Annotated in this window: 15 protein-coding genes and 1 pseudogene; 9 read left to right on the top strand and 7 right to left on the bottom strand. The window is 69.0% G+C overall.

What is annotated here, in order from left to right; translation table 11 throughout:
* Positions 1 to 84: 84 nt before the first annotated feature.
* Positions 85 to 1,101 carry a sugar ABC transporter substrate-binding protein gene (locus ACIGA3_RS10285; protein ID WP_399712688.1) on the bottom strand — a complete coding sequence of 339 codons (1,017 nt, stop codon included), beginning with the start codon at positions 1,099 to 1,101 and terminating at the stop codon, positions 85 to 87.
* Between the two features lie 401 nt (positions 1,102 to 1,502).
* Here ACIGA3_RS10285 and ACIGA3_RS10280 point away from each other — a divergent pair, with 401 nt between their 5' ends.
* Positions 1,503 to 4,052, top strand: coding sequence for a GH32 C-terminal domain-containing protein (locus ACIGA3_RS10280; protein ID WP_399712686.1), 2,550 nt, complete (start codon positions 1,503 to 1,505; stop codon positions 4,050 to 4,052).
* Positions 4,053 to 4,102: 50 nt separating this feature from the next.
* Here ACIGA3_RS10280 and ACIGA3_RS10275 read toward each other — a convergent pair whose 3' ends face one another.
* On the bottom strand, positions 4,103 to 4,477 hold the full coding sequence (locus tag ACIGA3_RS10275) for a VOC family protein (protein ID WP_399712684.1): 375 nt from the start codon (positions 4,475 to 4,477) through the stop codon (positions 4,103 to 4,105).
* A gap of 415 nt (positions 4,478 to 4,892) precedes the next feature.
* A complete protein-coding gene (locus ACIGA3_RS10270) occupies positions 4,893 to 5,456 on the bottom strand; it encodes a DinB family protein (protein ID WP_399712681.1) in 564 nt (187 codons plus the stop codon).
* 308 nt (positions 5,457 to 5,764) lie between these two features.
* On the opposite strand from ACIGA3_RS10270, the gene ACIGA3_RS10265 reads away from it, so the two are divergent.
* Together ACIGA3_RS10265 and ACIGA3_RS10260 are read left to right on the top strand one after the other, a co-directional pair.
* Entirely contained in the window at positions 5,765 to 6,691 is a 927-nt protein-coding gene (locus tag ACIGA3_RS10265) for an oxygenase MpaB family protein (protein ID WP_399712679.1), read from the top strand.
* 173 nt (positions 6,692 to 6,864) lie between these two features.
* On the top strand, positions 6,865 to 7,827 hold the full coding sequence (locus tag ACIGA3_RS10260; RefSeq protein WP_399712678.1) for a hypothetical protein: 963 nt from the start codon (positions 6,865 to 6,867) through the stop codon (positions 7,825 to 7,827).
* 55 nt (positions 7,828 to 7,882) lie between these two features.
* Here ACIGA3_RS10260 and ACIGA3_RS10255 read toward each other — a convergent pair whose 3' ends face one another.
* The gene (locus ACIGA3_RS10255) at positions 7,883 to 8,326 is read right to left on the bottom strand and encodes a 2'-5' RNA ligase family protein (protein WP_399712677.1); all 444 of its coding nucleotides are present in this window, start codon (positions 8,324 to 8,326) and stop codon (positions 7,883 to 7,885) included.
* A gap of 535 nt (positions 8,327 to 8,861) precedes the next feature.
* On the opposite strand from ACIGA3_RS10255, the gene ACIGA3_RS10250 reads away from it, so the two are divergent.
* The gene (locus ACIGA3_RS10250; RefSeq protein ID WP_399712675.1) at positions 8,862 to 9,095 is read left to right on the top strand and encodes a hypothetical protein; all 234 of its coding nucleotides are present in this window, start codon (positions 8,862 to 8,864) and stop codon (positions 9,093 to 9,095) included.
* A 446-nt stretch (positions 9,096 to 9,541) separates the two neighbouring features.
* Here the strand turns inward: ACIGA3_RS10250 and ACIGA3_RS10245 are convergent, their stop codons facing one another.
* A complete protein-coding gene (locus ACIGA3_RS10245) occupies positions 9,542 to 11,059 on the bottom strand; it encodes a catalase (protein WP_399712672.1) in 1,518 nt (505 codons plus the stop codon).
* A 262-nt stretch (positions 11,060 to 11,321) separates the two neighbouring features.
* On the opposite strand from ACIGA3_RS10245, the pseudogene ACIGA3_RS10240 reads away from it, so the two are divergent.
* Positions 11,322 to 11,669: pseudogene (locus ACIGA3_RS10240) on the top strand (MFS transporter); the annotation flags it as partial.
* A gap of 2 nt (positions 11,670 to 11,671) precedes the next feature.
* On the opposite strand, the gene ACIGA3_RS10235 reads toward ACIGA3_RS10240, so the two are convergent.
* Positions 11,672 to 12,139, bottom strand: coding sequence for a hypothetical protein (locus tag ACIGA3_RS10235; RefSeq protein WP_399714028.1), 468 nt, complete (start codon positions 12,137 to 12,139; stop codon positions 11,672 to 11,674).
* A 63-nt stretch (positions 12,140 to 12,202) separates the two neighbouring features.
* Between ACIGA3_RS10235 and ACIGA3_RS10230 the strand changes: the two genes are divergently transcribed.
* The 3 genes from ACIGA3_RS10230 to ACIGA3_RS10220 all read left to right on the top strand — a co-directional run bounded on the left by ACIGA3_RS10230 (position 12,203) and on the right by ACIGA3_RS10220 (position 15,155).
* The gene (locus tag ACIGA3_RS10230) at positions 12,203 to 12,616 is read left to right on the top strand and encodes a MarR family winged helix-turn-helix transcriptional regulator (RefSeq protein ID WP_399712669.1); all 414 of its coding nucleotides are present in this window, start codon (positions 12,203 to 12,205) and stop codon (positions 12,614 to 12,616) included.
* A 662-nt stretch (positions 12,617 to 13,278) separates the two neighbouring features.
* Positions 13,279 to 14,127: a methyltransferase domain-containing protein gene (locus tag ACIGA3_RS10225; RefSeq protein ID WP_399712666.1), complete on the top strand. Its 849-nt coding sequence runs from the start codon at positions 13,279 to 13,281 to the stop codon at positions 14,125 to 14,127.
* 182 nt (positions 14,128 to 14,309) lie between these two features.
* Entirely contained in the window at positions 14,310 to 15,155 is an 846-nt protein-coding gene (locus ACIGA3_RS10220) for a hypothetical protein (RefSeq protein ID WP_399712663.1), read from the top strand.
* Positions 15,156 to 15,160: 5 nt separating this feature from the next.
* Here the strand turns inward: ACIGA3_RS10220 and ACIGA3_RS10215 are convergent, their stop codons facing one another.
* Positions 15,161 to 15,649: a hypothetical protein gene (locus tag ACIGA3_RS10215; RefSeq protein WP_399712660.1), complete on the bottom strand. Its 489-nt coding sequence runs from the start codon at positions 15,647 to 15,649 to the stop codon at positions 15,161 to 15,163.
* A gap of 682 nt (positions 15,650 to 16,331) precedes the next feature.
* Here ACIGA3_RS10215 and ACIGA3_RS10210 point away from each other — a divergent pair.
* A complete protein-coding gene (locus tag ACIGA3_RS10210) occupies positions 16,332 to 16,835 on the top strand; it encodes a transglycosylase SLT domain-containing protein (protein ID WP_399712657.1) in 504 nt (167 codons plus the stop codon).
* Positions 16,836 to 16,926: the final 91 nt, after the last annotated feature.

Genomic DNA, 16,926 nt, shown 5'->3' with positions numbered 1-16,926 from the left:
ATGTCCAGGGGACGCGGGAGAGAGGGGCGGCCGGCCCGGCGGGGGAGTGGCCGGGCCGGCCGCCCGGTCAGGAGGAACGGGGCATCAGCCCCAGCAGTTGTCCAGGCCGTACGCGGTGTCCTTCGCGTCCACCCCGGACTGGGCCTTGTCGGTGATCAGGGTGACGCCGGTGTCGGTGTAACCGGACGCCTTCTTCCCGTCCTTGGCGTACGACACCACCGCCTTCACGCCCTCGGCGGCCATCTTGAGCGGGTACTGCTGCGAAGTCGCCGCGATCTTCCCGTCCTTGACCGCCTTGGTGCCGGTGCAGCCGCCGTCCACGGACACGATCAGCACGTCCTTCTCCCGGCCCTTCGCCTTCAGCGCCGTGTAGGCGCCCAGCGCGGCCGGCTCGTTGATCGTGTAGACGACGTTGATGCCCGGCTCCTTCTGCAGGCAGTTCTCCATCGCCGTCTGCCCCTTGGTCTGGTCACCGGCCGTGTCCTGGGAACAGACCACGGACGGGTCCTTGGCGCCGACCCCGAAGCCCTTGAGGAACCCGTCGTGCCGCTGCACGCCCACCGACACACCCGGCGCCAGGTCGAGCGTGGCGATCTTCGCCTTCTTGCCCTTCATCGCGGCCTTGGCGTACTCCCCGATCAGCTCGCCCGCCTTGAGGTTGTCCGTGGCGAACAGCGCGTCCACCGCGCTCTCCGGCTCGGTCGGCGTGTCCAGCGCGATCACCAGCACGCCCTTGGCGCGGGCCTTCGCCAGCGCGGGCACGATCGCCTTGGAGTCGCTCGGCGTGATCAGGATGCCCTTCACCCCGGACGCCACCATGTTCTCGATCGCGGTGACCTGACCGGCGTTGTCCCCGTCGAACTTGCCCGCCGCGGTGAGCAGTTGGGCGCCGTTCTCCTTGGCCGACCGCTCCGCGCCCTCCTTCATCTTCACGAAGAAGGGGTTGGTGTCGGTCTTGGTGATCAGCCCGACCTTGACACCGCCCGAACCCGACCCGGACGACCCCGAGCCGGAGCCGCAGGCCGTGAGGGTCAGAGCCACGGCGCCCGTGCACGCGGCGACTCTCAGCAGGGACAGGTGCGGGCGAGGATTGCGAGACATGAACGACTCCTGCGGGATTGCGAGCGGCGCGGCCGGCATCGGAGCATGCCGTCCCGAGGTGTCATCGTTGACTTATGTCATCGTTGACACGCCATGGCGAGGATGATGGACGGCCCCTCACGGCGACGTCAATGCCCTGTGCCTGTCACAAATCGGCAACGTACGCGGCTTGTGCCGGGCGTCGTGAATCAGCCAACAAACCGTGCCGCGCGAACCGTTGACGCGCCCGTGCCCCTGCCGCATCATCGACGCACCCGCTCGCTGTCATCGATGACATGAGTCAACGATGACATCTCCCGCCGACGCCAGGGACGACGGCGCCGGCGGCCTGTCACCTTCCGGACCCGTGCGCCCCGCGCGTCACGCTCCGCCGCGGGGCCGACCGCAGCACAGGAGATGTCATGAGCTCGGTACGTGGAGCGCGGCACGCCCGCGCCTGGCTGATCGCGGCGTCACTGACCGCCTGCGCCCTGGCGGCCGCATCGCTCACCCCGCCGGCGGCCGCCGCCGACGCACCGCCCTACACCGAGACCTACCGCCCCCAGTTCCACTTCACCCCCGAGAAGAACTGGATGAACGACCCCAACGGTCTCGTGTACTACCAGGGCGAATACCACCTCTTCTACCAGTACAACCCGAACGGCAACTCCTGGGGCGACATGTCCTGGGGTCACGCGGTCAGCACGGACCTCGTGCACTGGAAGCAGCTCCCGCTCGCGCTGTCCCACGACGACAAGGAGATGGTCTTCTCCGGCAGCGCGGTGATCGACCGGAACAACACCAGCGGCTTCGGCACCCCGGACAACCCGCCGATGGTCGCCGTCTACACCAGCGCCTTCAGATACGGCGGCAAGCAGGCCCAGTCGCTCGCCTACAGCACCGACCGCGGCCGCACCTGGACCAAGTACCAGGGCAACCCCGTACTGGACATCGGCTCCACCGAATTCCGCGACCCCAAGGTCCAGTGGTACGCGCCCACCAAGAGCTGGCTGATGACGGTCGCCCTGCCCACCGAGCGCAAGGTCCGCTTTTACACCTCCAAGAACCTCAAGGACTGGAAGCAGCTGAGCGAGTTCGGCCCGGCGGGCGCCACCGGCGGAGTCTGGGAGTGCCCGGACCTCTTCCCCCTCGCCGTCGACGGCAACCCCCGCAAGGTCAAGTGGGTCCTGGTCACCAACGTCAACCCCGGCGCCGTCGCCGGAGGTTCGGGCACCCAGTACTTCACCGGCGACTTCGACGGCACAGCGTTCACCCCGGACGACGACGGCAGCTACACCCCGCCGCCCGGCACCGCCGTACAGGACTTCGAGGCCGAGAGCTTCGGTGACTGGACCGCCACCGGCACCGCCTTCGGCGGCGGACCCGCGTCCGGCGCGGTGGACGGCCAGCAGACCGTCACCGGCTTCGACGGCAAGCGCCTCGCCAACAGCTTCCACGGCGGCGACCCGAGCACCGGCACCCTCACCTCACCCGGCTTCACCGTGACCACCCCGTACCTGAACTTCAAGGCCGGCGGCGGACACCACCCGCACGAACCCGGCACCGCCGTGGACCGCGGCCCCACCCCCGAGGGAACCGTCCTCGCCGACTTCGAGGGCGGCACGTACGGCCACTGGACCGCGACCGGAGACGCCTTCGGCACCGCACCGGCCACCGGCACCCTTCCCGACCAGCAGCAGGTCTCCGGCTGGCTCGGCGACGGCCTGGTCAACAGCTACCGGGGTGGCGACACCGGCACCGGCACCCTCACCTCACCCGAGTTCACCCTCGACAAGAACTACGTCGACTTCCTCATCGGCGGCGGCGACCACCCCGCCACCTCCGCCGGCCCCACCGCCGTCGAACTCGTCGTCGACGGCCGCACGGTACGCACCACCACCGGCCGGAACTCCGAGGCGCTCGACTGGGCCTCCTGGGACGTACGCGACCTCCGAGGCAAACGGGCCCGCATCCGGATCGTGGACGACAACACCGGCCGCTGGGGCCACCTGAACGTCGACCACCTCGTCCTCTCCGACACCCGCGCCGAGCCCCTCACCCAGGAGACGGCCGTCAACCTGCTCGTCGACGGCGAAGTCGTCCGCAGCGTCACCGGCTCCGACAGCGAGGCGATGGACTGGGCCTCCTTCGACCTGCGCCCCTACCAGGGCCGCACGGCCCGCATCCAGCTGGTCGACCGCAACACCGGCGGCTGGGGCCACATCCTCGCCGACAGCTTCACCGCGGCCCAGGCCCCCGCCCGCTCCGCCGTCGAACGCGCCTCCTGGGTCGACTACGGCAAGGACCACTACGCCGCCGTCACCTGGAACGACGCACCCGACGGCCGGCGGTACATGATCGGCTGGATGGCCGGCCTCGACTACGCCGGCGCCACCCCCACCACCCCCTGGCGCAGCGCCCAGACCGTCCCCCGCCGCCTGACGCTGCGCACCATCGACGGCCGCCCCCGTCTGACCAGCGAGCCGGTAGCCGCCCTGTCCACGCTCTGGCGGCAGCCCACCACGACGGCCGGTGCCACCGTCACCAACACCTCCCGCCCCCTCCCGGTCAAGGGCAAGGCCCTCGATATCGAGGCCACCTTCACCCTCCGCGACGCCGACCGCTTCGGCCTCAAGGTCCGCACCGGCAGCGGCGGCGAGGAGACGACCGTCGGCTACGACCGCACGACCGGCGAACTCTACGTCGACCGCACCCACTCCGGCGTCACGGACTTCAGCCCGTCCTTCCCCGGAGTCCAGCGCGCCCCGCTGAAGCCCCGCGACGGCAAGGTCAAGCTCCGCATCCTCGTCGACTGGTCCTCCGTCGAGGTCTACGGCGGCGACGGCGAGGCGACCATCACCGACCTGGTGTTCCCCGACCCCACCTCCGACGGCGTCCAGGTGTTCGCCGACCACGGCTCGGTGAAGCTGGACCGGGCCACGGTGCGCCAGGTGGGCTCGTACCGCGAGTGACGCCATGGCCGGGCACTCCTTCCCCTGGGGGTGCCCGGCCGGGCGGCTCGCTAGAGGTAAGGCCGGGTGATCAGCTCGATCGCGTGCCCGGCGGGGTCCTTGAAGTACACACCCCGCCCGCCGTGCTCATGGTTGATCTCACCGGGCCGCCGCATCTGCGGGTCGGCCCAGTGCACGACCCCGCCGTCCCGGAGCCGCTGATAGGCCCGGTCGAACAGCTCGTCGTCGACGAGGAACGCGTAGTGCTGCATCTGGATCTCGACCGGCGGCTCGGCGAACTGGAGCAGCACGCCGTCGCTGAGCTGGATATTGACGAACGGCCCCCAGGACTGTGCCTCGGGCACCTCCAGCAACTCCCGGAAGAAACGGGCCGATTCCTCGCGGTTCCTGGCGGCGATGATGGTGTGGTTGAACGTTGCGGACATAGGGCTGACCTCACGGTGGATTCGGACTCGGACGCGCGGTGACGCACGAGTGCCGGAGGCCCACGGGCCCAACTCCGCCGCGCCGTCAGCCGTCCACCGGCTGACCGTCCTGTGCGTGGCTTGACGCCGATCCGGTGTTCACACGGGGGAGGCTACCGGGTGGTGATGCGCTCGACCAGCTCGTCCGTCGAGCCCGGCCTCCTACCGTGAAACGGGCGTACGCACCCGCACCTGCTGCCACGACCACCTGGCTGCCGACCCCGCGCACACCGCTGGCGCGCCCACGCCTTGGAGCTGCGGGTTCACGGTCGGAGCGACTGGCCGGGGCGGTACGCGCTCGGACTGGCCGGAGTGGATCTGATCGGGTACGCGATGGGCGCTGCGTGATCGCGAGCGTCGCCCGGGACACCCGGGCTCATTGCCCCACCCTCCCGTCGATCCGCTCCCGCAGCAGATCGGCGTGCCCGCAGTGACGCGCGTACTCCTCGACCCGGTGCACCAACAACTCCCGCACGGCGATGTTTTCCTTGCCGACACGCGCTCCCAGATCCACATGCTCGGCCAACGCGGCGTCCGTTGCCGCCTGTTCACGCTCCAGATCACGGAACGCCTGGTCGACCACGGCCTGTTCGCCGACGGCACCCTCGAAGTCCGCGTCCCGCACCCCGTACAGTTTCGGCAACGGCTCACCCTCGCTGATCCAGTTCCGCCAGTCCCGCTCCACCTCGGCGAGATGCCGGACGAGCCCGAGGAGCGACATGGTCGAGGGCGGGACCGACCGGAGCGCGAGCTGCGCCGCGTCGAGACCCTCGCACTTCATCCGCAGGGTCAGGCGGTAGTTCGACAGGTAGTCCTGGAGGGTCGCCAACTCGCCCTCGGGACTGGAACCTTCACGCGGGTCGTCGTCCGGATCGGCCCACATGTCGGGGTAGACGGTCGCCTCGGTCCATCGCGCGGGCTGCTCAGTCATGCGCTGCATGCTCGCGGGTAACCACCTGTCGGCGCCACCGAGTTATCGACGCCCCCCGCCCAGATGCCTTCCGTCCGGCCGAAGTTGTCCCCGATGATGGCCCCGTGACCAAGCACATCAGCACCCTGATGAAGCACACCCCGGACGAGCCCGACCACTACGTACCAGCCGGCCGCTCCCGCAGCACGCGCGAAGGAGTTCACCGCCCTCCTGGAGGAGTCCCTGCGCGACCTGGAAGCGACGCAGTAACGATGCGGCTGGCATCGCCCGACCCGACCGTGTTCACTCGGTGACAGTCGAGGGATTGGGGCAGGGCGATGGCCGACCGACCCCCACCCACACGCACGCGACCGCGCCCGGAGAGAACGACCACGGTCGCGGCGGCCCACCGCCCCGGCCTGCGCGGCCGCCTCGGTGACGCCCTCTTCCGCGGAGTAGCCGGCCCCGGAGGTCCGGAGAGCAGACGCCGCGTCCACGGCACTCCCGGCCCCCGCTGGTTCGCGCCGGACCGCCCGATCCGTGTCGTCCACGGTGACGCGTCCATGTTCCCCGGCGGCCTCGCCGCGCTGCTCCTCCAGTCCCTGCACCCCCTGGCGATGACGGCGGTGGCCGACCACTCCGACTACCGCAACGACCCCTGGGGCAGGCTGGCCCGCACGAGCACGTTCCTCGCCTACACCACCTACGGCGCGGCCGACGACGCCCAGCGAGCCGTCGACCGCGTACGGGCGGTCCACGAGAACATCCGGGGCCGTACGCCGGACGGCGAGCCGTACCACGCCGCCGACCCGCACCTGCTGGCCTGGGTGCACTGCGCCGAGGCGTACTGCTTCCTCACCGCCCACCAGCGTTACGGCAAACGCCCGTTGGACGCCGCGGGCCGCGACGCCTACGTGGCCGACATGGCCAGAGTCGCCACCGCGCTGGGCATCGAGAACCCCCCGACGACGCTGGCAGAACTCCGAGACCGCCTGGACTCCTACCGCCCGGAACTACGCCTGACCCCCCAGACCCGCGAGGCGGTGCGCTACATCCTCCTGCGCCCACCCCTGCCCAAACCGGTCCTCCCCCCGTACCTCGTCCTCGGCGCGGCAGCCGTGTCCCTCCTCCCCGCCTGGTCCCGCGAACAACTGGGCCTCCCGGTCCTGCCCCACGCCGAACGCTGGGGCGTAAACCCGGCCGGAGCAGCGGTGACAGCCCTGATCAGATGGCTGCTCCCGCCGCAGCCGCAGCTCCGCGCCTGATAAGCCGCGCCAGCAACGCTTGTGCAGCGGGCTGGGCAGCCGTTGGCGATCTTCAATGCTGCAGATGCTCACGAGACATGACATCACCGTGGTGCGGCGGCGGCCCGGGCTCTTGATCATCGATCGTTAGACTCCCGGGGTTCGGATGGTGTCGGTGGAGTGGAAGCCAAACCATGGACGACGACCGCTGGGCCAGGTGGCCCGAGCCATGGGCAGGTACGGACGTCGACATGAGGACGGTCGTCGGCGCGATCTCGCGGGAGATCAAGGACGGGTTCAAGTACGACGAGATCCCATGGCAGCGGTTTCCGCACTTCTACGGCTCGGGCGAGGAGATACCCGGTCGCCTCGCGACACTCGCCTCCGGAGACGCCGAAGCCGCCGGCCGGGCCTTGGTGGAGCTGTGGGACTGCCTGCACCACCAGGGCAGCACGATCGCGGTGGGAGCACTGGCAGTACCGTTCCTGTTCCGGATCGCGCTTGCAGGGCTGCCCGAGCTCCGGGCGAACACCCTTTGCCTGGTCGCCGAGATTGGCCGATGCCAGCACTTCGGGGATGGAACACGCGAAGGTCTTCTCCAGGTTGCCGAAGACCCGCTGGAGGTGGAGGGCACCACGATGTGTCCGACGAACTGGACGATTGAGGCTGCTCGTGATGCCATCACGGACGACCTGCACCTCCTGCTCCCTCTTCTCCCCGACCTCGATCCCGATGTCCGCTCTGCGGCTGCCTTCGTCCTTGCGGCGGCGACCCGCGAGATTCCGCGTGTCTCCTCGGCCCTACACCGCAGGCTGGTGGTGGAAGACGACCCGGTGGTCGGTGTGAGCCTGATCCTGGCGATCGCCCAGCTCGCCCGCGAACACCAGGATGAACAGGCTCCCGCTTGGGCGCGGGAGCTATTGTCGGATCCCGGCCGATCGCCCGAGATCCGCATCGGTGCCGGCCTCGCCTGGTTGTGCCTGGTCGGTGACTCCGTTCCTGACGAGCTCCGCGCCCTCCTGACCCACCGGAGTACCGATCAACGCAGTGACCTGGTCCAGCGGGTGCCGTGGCTCGGACCGGTCGACTCCGACAGCGGGCTGCGTCGCTGCGTCCACGACATGCTCACTCCGGACATCCCCTGGAACAGCGTTTGACGGTGCGCCGCGAGAAGGGCGGAGAACCATCACGAGCTGTCCAGCGCAACTGTGCCTAGGCCAGCCGGAAGGCAGCCTGCTGGCGCCACCGTGTCCCGTCGTGAACCATCAAGTCGACTGCCGAGACCTGTGCGACGACGGGGAGACCGTTGAGCAGGTCGGCCTCGGCCTTCTGCAGGACAGCCTCGTTCTGGCCTTGAGCAATGGTCAGGTGTTCGGGGGTGAGATACAGCACTCCAGGAAATCGGCCGCACCGCTCGAACCCCACCTCGAAGGACTCCTGCCGGCCGAGTACGTCACCGATCATGGCGCAGACACCTTCATCGATGAGGCTCGCGTCGAGAAACGGGAAAAGCACCGTCACATGCGCCGGAACACCGGCACGGGCCGGGGGATCAAGCCGGTTGCGCCACGCTCCCACCAAGGGCTCCGCCTCGGGAACCCTCACGATCAGCCCCGACTGCCCTGCCTGAAACTTCTGCGCGTCTTCATCCGCCATCGCATCTGTCTACCAGCGGCCCGCGAACGGCGACGACCTCGCCCCTCTTTGGCCGCGGACATGACGCTCGCCGCAGACGCACTCCAACTGGCTTAGCATCCCGCCACTTTGACTGCCGAGAAACCGCTGACACCCTGCTGTCCACCGCCTTCACCGACCCGCCGCGCTGCGCGCGGCCGTGGCCCGAGGACCACCCGAGATCACCGAGCCGCCCTGGCGGAGGCAGCGTCCGCGGTGTCGGAACGGACCGCCCGAGCGGAGGAACGCAGACTCGCTCTGTATGGCCGAGTGACACAGTAGACACCACCGGCGAGGCTACGGAGGGACAGTTGACGATCTTCGACGAGAGCGAGCGGCTCATATGGGCGGGCCGCAGCGCGGCATACGCGGCGAGCTTCGCCCGGCTCTGCGCGTACCCGGTCCCGGCCTTGCTCGACATCGCCGAGGTCCGGCCGGGCATGCGATTGCTGGACGTGGGAACGGGACCGGGCACGGTCGCTGCCCAGGCATGCGCGCGGGGCGCGAGGGTTACGGAATGCGTGCGGCGGTCTGCGAGACGCTGCGGTGGGATCACCGTGTCACCGCCGGGGAATGGTGGAGCGGCCCGGCAGCGGGCGTGGCGTCCACCGGCCAAATAGTCACGAGCCAGCCGCCCCAGATACGGGCCGAGATCAAGCGCCACTTCGACGTGTTCAGCGCCGAATTCACCGGTCCGGACGGGTTGCTGGCACTGCCGCATACGGCACTGCTGGCCTGGGCGCGCCGCTGAGGTCACCCTCGATGCCGGCCGGCCCGGTCATACGGGGCCCAGCTGTTCGCGGGCTAGGCGGACCGGTCGCCGTGGGCGAGTGATGTGACGTACTCCCACAGCTCCCCCCGGACCTCTTCGGGGTCATGGCCGGCGCCGAACGGGTACGTGGTGGGCCGGCCCCCAGCCGAGCGAAGCCGACAGCGGCCGCCAATCCGACGCCCGACCCCGCGCCGGTGACCAGGACGACCTTGCCGTCCATCCGCTCAGGCCCGTCGAGCCAGCCCGGCAGTACCCGCCGCAGGACCAGTCCCGGCCAGCCGTAGCCGAGGACGACGGTGCGGTCGAGCGCGGTGTCGATCAGGGAGGCGACACTCATGGCATCCGCAGTACCCAGCCCCGCCGGGCCCACACAGCCGGGCGCCCCTCGCCCAAGGGGTGGGGGAGGGGCGCCCGGCGGGACGGGGTCAGGCTTTGCGCTGCATGCTGCTGCGAGCCGGGTTGCCCTGGTCCTCGGCCTTGGGGTCCATCTCATCGGCCTTGGCGCGTACCCCCTCGGCGATCCGCTCGCCGATCTTGGGATCGATGTTGGCCCAGTACTGGAAGGCGCGCTCCAGTACGGGTTCGGTGACCCCGTTGAGGAGGTGGCCCACGACGTTGTCCACGAGCCGGTCGCGGGCGTCGTCGTCCAGGACCTCGCGGACGAGGGTGCCGGCCTGCCCCCAGTCGTCGTCCTCGGCGTGCGAGACGTAGGCGGTACGGGTGATGTCGCCGTCCGTGTGCCAGCTCGGCGGGGTGCCGTAGTCGGCGGTGTCGGCGGCGGGGCCGCCCTTGGAGTTGGGGGCGTAGACGGGGTCGGTGGTCTTGCGGTAGGCCATCGCGCCGTCCTTGGAGTACGTGTGGACGTCGGTGATGGGCGCGTTCACCGGGAGCTGGGCGTAGTTGGTGCCGATGCGGTGACGGTGCGCGTCGGCGTACGAGAAGAGCCGCGCCAGCAGCATCCGGTCGGGGCTCGGACCGATGCCGGGGACGAAGTTGTTCGGCTGGAACGCGAGCTGCTCGATCTCGGCGTGGTTGTCCGTCGGATTCCGGTCCAGCGTCATCCGGCCGACCTCGATGAGCGGGTAGTCGCTATGCGGCCACACCTTGGTGAGATCGAAGGGGTTGAAGCGGTACCCGGCGGCGTCCTCGTATGGCATGACCTGCACATACAGAGTCCAGCTCGGGTGCTCCCCGTCCCGGATGTGCTCGAACAGATCACGGGTGTGGTAGTCGGTGTCCACGGCCGCCATCTGGTCGGCCTCGTCCTGGGTGAAGAACTCGATGCCCTGGTCGGTCTTGAAGTGGTACTTGACCCAGAACTTCTCACCGGCCTCGTTGATCCACATGTACGTGTGGGAGGTGTAGCCGTTCATGTGCCGCCAGCTGCGCGGGACGCCCCGGTCGCCCATGAGCCAGGTGACCTGGTGGGCGGATTCGGGGGAGAGGGTCCAGAAGTCCCACTGCATGTCGTGGTCACGCAGGTTGTTGTCGGCGCGGCGTTTCTGGGAGCGGATGAAGTGCTGGAACTTCATCGGGTCCTTGATGAAGAACACCGGGGTGTTGTTGCCGACCATGTCGTAGTTGCCTTCGCTGGTGTAGAACTTCACCGCGAAGCCGCGCGGGTCGCGCCAGGTGTCCGGGCTCCCGCGCTCCCCGGCGACGGTGGAGAAGCGGGCGACCAGATCGGTGCGCGTGCCCGGCTGGAAGACGGCCGCCTTCGTGTACGGGGTGACATCCCCCGTCACCTCGAAGTGCCCGAAGGCCCCGCTGCCCTTGGCGTGCGGCTGCCGCTCGGGAATGCGCTCCCGGTTGAACTGGGCCATCTGCTCGATCAGGTACGCGTCCTGGAGCAGGATCGGTCCGGCGGGGCCGACGGTGAGCGAATGCTCGTCGCTCTCTACCGGGGCGCCGGAGTCGGTGGTGGTGCGGGGGGTGTCGGTCATGACGGTTCGCGGTTCCTTTCCAAAGCGCCGGGGCCGACGAGGTACGGGGTGGGCCGTGTGCCGGGCCGGCGGTTATATGGGCTCAGGGGTACCGGATGACCGGGGGTGGGGGGTGGCAAACGTGGGCGGGGGTGGGATGACCTGGGTGGGGGACGGGGGAACGGGGCGCGTGGACCGGGTTCGGCAGGTCTGAGAGGCGTGGGCCGGTTCTGTGCCGGGGAAACGCGGGCTTTTGCGTGCTGGGTGGCATGGCTGCCGATGGGCGCTCCGTCCGGCGGTCGGGAACGTCGCCTTCCTCGCCGTGGAGACCGTCCTCGCCCTCTTCGGGCACGACCGGCTGGGCATCGACACCTACGGCTTCGGCCTGCTCCTCACGGCGGAGGCCACCGGCGGCCTGCTCGGTGCGGGCACCGCCTCCTACCTTGGCCGACGACTCGGCACCGGCGCGGCGCTGACCTGCACGGCCGCCGTCGAGGGGCTCGCCGTCCTGGGCCTGGCCACCACCTACGACATCCGCACCCCGCTCTACGCCGCCGCCGGCCTCCTCCTCACCATGACCGCCGTCACGGCATCCATGACCAGCTACCGCCGGGTCGAACATGCGCGCCGGTGTCACAAGCTCAGCAAGTCTTCTGCCGTGCGACGCACATGTTCGAGCACCCGGCGGGTTGCTGCCCCGTCCGCCTCGCCGACCCCTTCAACCAGACGAGCCGTCGTACCGGCGACTGCGGACCGTGCCGCCCTGAGCTCGGCCGCGCCAAGGGCTGTCAGTGAACCGCCGGCACCGACCAGGCCGTCGGCGGCAAGTTGCGCGAGCACCTCATCGACGACACCTGCGTCGACCTTGAGGGCGTCACCTGCGCCTCTGAGGGCGTCACCCGCACTGATTTCGGGGGCGTCACCTGCTCCGCGCCGCCGGCCGGTGCTCGCGTTCCGGGCGTCGGCGGCGGACGCGGCGTTGAGGACCACCCATGCCGGATAGGACTTGATTCTGGTCGTCGACAGAGTCCTGGTCAGCAGCGCCCGCAACGCGTTCTCGGCTGTACCGATCAGCGCGGGCAGTGAGGGTTCGTGTGTCATCTGCTCTCCTGTATCTTGGTGGCACCAAGACTGTATGGGTGCCACCAAGACAAGGCAACGAGGATGACGCTCCCACTCGATTCGCTCCCGACCTGGATCCTCGGTTCCGCAGCGACCCGGTCGCACCAAGTGCTGCACAAGCGCCTGGCAGAAGCCGGGGTCACCGGGTACGAGTACCGGTGTCTCACGTCGCTCGCCGCCACCGACCACGTGAGCCAGACCCAGCTCGGCGCTGCCGCCTCTCTCGACCCCCGGGATGTCACTCATACCGTCCGGACGCTCGAAGCCCGCGGACTGGTCTCCCGCGACAGGGATCCCAGCCATGGCCGCCGCCTTATGGTCTCGCTGACGGCAACGGGACGCCGAACCGCCGAAGGGCTTGCTCCCGTCATGGCCGCGGTTCAGGAGGAGGTGTTCGGGCGTCTCGGTACCGAGGAGCGGTCCACCTTGCTGAGGCTCCTCAAACGGGTCGGCTGACCCGCGCAAGCAGGACGCGCGTCACGTCCCGGGTCGCGGAAGACCGCGCTGGCGCTTAGACCGGATGTATGAGTAGCGACACTCCTAAGGCCCATCACCCCGGGGAGATCGTCTCCGAGTCGGGGATCTACGAGTGTGACTGTGCGCAGCACCACGCGTACAGCACCGACGTGAAAGGCCACCGGTTTCCGCCCCTTCCCGACGCGTGCACGGGTAGCGGCTGGACACTGAAATCGGCCGCACATCCCGAGTCCTGACCGAGCGGGACGACGGCGCCTGGCCCGCCGATGGAACGGGCCGGCCTGGGCGCCGCAGCCCGGCCTGCGAGGCATGGCTCGGGCGACCGTGTCGACGCTCCGCTCCTACCGCTACTGGAGCAGCACGTGCGCCAAGGGCAGAACGCGCTCACGAAGCGAACTCACCACGGCCTGAGCAGGACCGTCGTGTTGACCACCCCCGGTGACAGCCAGCACGCACTACCCGGTGAAGCTCAGGCGGCACAGGTGCGCCGGCACGTTCGACGAGGCTGGCCGTTCTCATTTCGTCGATCGCCCCGATGTGCCACCGTTGTGCCAGCGGTTCGGGGCCACGTTGCCTGAGGGTTTCGAGCCAGAAGAAGGCATAGCGCGGACCTGTCCTTGCTCCCCCGGCCTGGAAACGTGATGGACAGAACTGAACACGGCTTCACTGCGGTTGACGCGCAGGCCGCTCCGATCGCGTGGGTGCGTGTGCTGGACCGACTGGACCGCGAACCGTTCTACCCCGCCTACAAGGAGCGTCTTCATGGCCTCCTCCAGGCGCGTCCGGGCGATGTGCTCCTGGAGGTCGGCGCCGGCACCGGCGAGGCAGCACTGTCCGTGCAGAGGCGCTCTGGAGCCGCGGTCGTGGCAGTCGACAGCGCAGTCACCATGGCCGGGGAGTGCCGGGCCCGGGGGGTGGAACGCGCTCTGGCGGCGGACGCTCATCAGCTGCCGCTCCAGACCAACTCGGTGGCCGGCGCATGGGCCGACCGCGTGTTGCAGCATGTTCGCGCTCCCACCGAGGTCGTTGACGAAATGATCCGTGTCGTCCGGCCTGGCGGCCGCCTGGCGTTCGCTGACCCGGACTATGACACCCAAGCCCTTGGCATCAGCGACCAGGACCTGGCCCGGTCCGTCCTTCGCTACCGCGCCGACCACATGCTGCGTCATGGGACCCTCGCGCACCAGCAAGCCGGACTCCTCGCATCCCGTGGGCTCGTCGACATCGCCGTAGAAGCTCGCACCCTCGTGGTCCGTGACCCCGAGGCGGCCGATCAGGTGATGGGGCTTCGCACGTGGGCCCACACGGCCGCCGCACACGGCCGGCTCGCGACGGACCTCGCCGATCGCTTCGTCGTGCTGTTCGACGAGGCAGTAGCCCAAGGCCGCTTTCTCTATTCAGTCACCTTCTTCCTCACCTCCGCCACCGTCCCGAATGCCGCACCCACAGCGGACAACGATCGGTCGACGAGCGCCCCAGTTGGCGAGTGAGCTTGCGAGTTGGCGCCTGGAGCGGACAGCGTCGACGGCGCAGGTGAGCTGGGTGGCGCAGACGTCGAGAAGCGGCTCCAGCTGCTGGGTACACAAGTGATCTGGTGTTCGTGATCAAGCGGTGATTGACAGCGGCACTGAGTACATCAGAAGGTGCTTGCTCGGACGGCTGGGGTGGGAACGTGGAACGGCAGCAGTACGTGGAGAGATGCTCAGAGCTCTTCGCTGTGGGTGGCTATGACGCTGTGCGAGCAGCGGCAGAGGCGGGGCTCGAGGAGTTCGGACCGGATCCGGTTCTCTTCCGCTGGCTCGGACAGGCACATGCCGCGGCAGACGAGGAGGACCATGATCGTGAGGCTGAGGCGGCGTATCGCAAGGGCCTCGCACTGGCAGCGGACGATCTCGGACTCTTGGTGTCGTATCTGGAGCTGTGTCTTCGCTCGGACTCTTTCGAATACCCCGGGCGGGCGCGCCGTGCGGTGGTTCTGCAGGAGAGAATCGAAGAGCTGGCCCCACCCGGGTCAGCCGAACGCGAGCGAGTCGATGATGCGACGGGCTGGGCCGGACGGGGTTACTGGGACGACCTGAACGTAGCCGCTGCTCAAGGGCAAGCTCAGCAGGCAGCCACAGCGGAGCAGAGCGTGCTGGTCACCGACGCGCTACGGCGAGCCGCTCGTGGCGAGTCCAGCGAGGACACAGGGGAAGACCTCCGGGCCGCTGAACTTGCTGCGGCGGTTGAGCTGCTGCAGGGGGCCCGGAATGCGCCACTCCGCCTGATTCTCGCGCGCCGGGTCGAAGCGTATGTGCTGACGTTCATCGCATCGTTCGGCCTGAACAAGGCACTGGTGTGGAGTGGAGCGCTGGACTTCAGCCTGTGGGGCTGGTTGTTCTGGGTCCCCATGCTCGTTGCCGAAGCCAAGCTCCGCCAGGCCAAGAAGCTGGGACAGGAGCGCGTCATCGCGCGTATACAGGCGCGCCATGACGAAATGCACCTGCCCCACAGCCAACCCGAGAACAAGCATCTGTGAGTGCGTCAGCTGGCGAGTGAGCGCGTGAGCCGGCGACTGAAGCAGGCTGCGTCAACAGCTTGGGCGAGCTGGGCGGCGTAGGCGTCGAGCAACGGCTTCAGCTGCCGGTAGAAGGGCACCCTGTTCTGCCGGAGCCAGTGCCCGATGGTGAACCGGTCCAGGTTCCATGCCGCGTCGAGCCCGGGATCAGTTCGGGCTTCGGCCGGTTGCGGAGCGAATTGGGCTTCGCCCTGGGTGACCTGAGTCCAGAGGCAGGCCGTGGCGGCCGGGCGTGCACGGTCGTCGCAGATGTAGCGAGCGCTGGGTCGGCGTTCCAGCAGGTTGGCGATCTGGTGCCATGATTCCGGTGGCAGTGCCCAGTCGGCGAGAAGGGTGCGGCGGTGCTGGTAGTCGATCAGCGGTGAGAAGGCGAGCTCTGTGGCGATCGCGTCCAGGGCTCGTTCGTATGCCGCTGGAGTGCCCCGGACGCCCCGCTCATGGCCGCATCCGCGCACAGCTGCCGGACCATCTGGCCGGCCAGGTCGAGGAAAGCCAGGCCGCGCGCCACGAGGGAGCCGCTCCTACAGCCGTCCTCACCGCGCCCGGCTGCGGAGACAAGACGGGCCCGTCTCCTTACTGCTGTCCCGAGGTGAGGCACCAGAGGTGTCCGCGTCGGCACGATTTTTAGGCAGCCGCGTGGCCCGGAACATCGGACGAGAACCGGTCCGGCACGCAGCTCACCGAGCCGGTCCGGCAGGCAGGGGCGGATCTGGGTGAGTACGTCGATGCGCCGCTGGATCAGTGCAGGCCGCTGCTCGACGGGGTGTGTCTGGCTGGTTGCCCGGTGTGGTGAGGGCCGGGCTGGTCGGGGGGTGGGTCGTGATGGTGCTCATAGGGGGCAGATCACGTCCTACCGTGGATCGTAGGAGGGGCCCCCTCCCGAACAGCACCGTAAGCCGCGAATCGGGCAATTCGCCACACTTCCCCGCATTGGGATAGTAGGTCACATGCTTGCGTAGGGATTTGTCCACCCCTAATCATGTTTGTTGTTGCCGGAGCAGCGGGCCGGACCGGGTGATCGCCTGGTGCGCCTGTCGATGTCTGCCCGGTGACGGCGGGGCCTCGCCCCGACGCCCAACAGATGCCGCGACCGGATTCCGGCCGGTGCCTCAACGACGTCCTCTGGAGAGACCCCTTTTGAACGCGATCTTTGCTTCCCGCCGTCCTGCCCGCCTGCGCACCCTCGCTCTGACCGGCCTGACCACCGTGGGTGCCGCGGCCGCCGCGGTGACCCTGATGCCGTCGTCCGCGTTCGCCGCCGACGCCCACGCCACCCACCCGGTCACCGCCCACCGCGCTCACACCACTTCCACGGCCGCGTCGGGGAACCTGGACAGCTGGATCAAGCAGTCGCTGGCCATCATGAAGGCCAAGCACATCCCGGGCAGCTACGACGGCCTCAAGCGCAACATCATGCGCGAGTCCGGCGGCAACCCCAACGCCCAGAACAACTGGGACGTCAATGCGCAGAAGGGCATCCCCTCCAAGGGGCTTCTGCAGGTGATCGACCCCACCTTCAACGCCTACCACGTGGACGGCACCACGCACAGCGTGACCGACCCGGTCGCCAACATCACCGCGGCCGCCAACTACGCCGCCCACCGTTACGGCTCGATCGACAACGTCAACTCCGCCTACTGACCTGGCACACTCACGCGCGCAGCGGCAGTGGCCCCCCGACCAACGCGGTCGGGGGGCCACTGCCGCTGCGCTGTAGTCCTCACCGGCGACC

The sequence above is a fragment of the Streptomyces sp. NPDC085596 genome (assembly GCF_044541565.1).
Lineage (GTDB): Bacteria > Actinomycetota > Actinomycetes > Streptomycetales > Streptomycetaceae > Streptomyces.
The sequence above is the reverse complement of the archived record's forward strand: the minus strand, read 5'-3'. Positions and strand labels throughout refer to the sequence as shown.

What these genes read in the sequence shown, in the direction of transcription:
- ACIGA3_RS10285 (WP_399712688.1), bottom strand. Translation starts at nt 1,101, where the DNA reads ATGTCTCGCAATCCTCGCCCGCACCTGTCCCTGCTGAGAGTCGCCGCG.
- ACIGA3_RS10280 (WP_399712686.1), top strand. Translation starts at nt 1,503, where the DNA reads ATGAGCTCGGTACGTGGAGCGCGGCACGCCCGCGCCTGGCTGATCGCG.
- ACIGA3_RS10275 (WP_399712684.1), bottom strand. Translation starts at nt 4,477, where the DNA reads ATGTCCGCAACGTTCAACCACACCATCATCGCCGCCAGGAACCGCGAG.
- ACIGA3_RS10270 (WP_399712681.1), bottom strand. Translation starts at nt 5,456, where the DNA reads ATGCAGCGCATGACTGAGCAGCCCGCGCGATGGACCGAGGCGACCGTC.
- ACIGA3_RS10265 (WP_399712679.1), top strand. Translation starts at nt 5,765, where the DNA reads ATGGCCGACCGACCCCCACCCACACGCACGCGACCGCGCCCGGAGAGA.
- ACIGA3_RS10260 (WP_399712678.1), top strand. Translation starts at nt 6,865, where the DNA reads ATGGACGACGACCGCTGGGCCAGGTGGCCCGAGCCATGGGCAGGTACG.
- ACIGA3_RS10255 (WP_399712677.1), bottom strand. Translation starts at nt 8,326, where the DNA reads ATGGCGGATGAAGACGCGCAGAAGTTTCAGGCAGGGCAGTCGGGGCTG.
- ACIGA3_RS10250 (WP_399712675.1), top strand. Translation starts at nt 8,862, where the DNA reads ATGCGTGCGGCGGTCTGCGAGACGCTGCGGTGGGATCACCGTGTCACC.
- ACIGA3_RS10245 (WP_399712672.1), bottom strand. Translation starts at nt 11,059, where the DNA reads ATGACCGACACCCCCCGCACCACCACCGACTCCGGCGCCCCGGTAGAG.
- ACIGA3_RS10235 (WP_399714028.1), bottom strand. Translation starts at nt 12,139, where the DNA reads ATGACACACGAACCCTCACTGCCCGCGCTGATCGGTACAGCCGAGAAC.
- ACIGA3_RS10230 (WP_399712669.1), top strand. Translation starts at nt 12,203, where the DNA reads ATGACGCTCCCACTCGATTCGCTCCCGACCTGGATCCTCGGTTCCGCA.
- ACIGA3_RS10225 (WP_399712666.1), top strand. Translation starts at nt 13,279, where the DNA reads ATGGACAGAACTGAACACGGCTTCACTGCGGTTGACGCGCAGGCCGCT.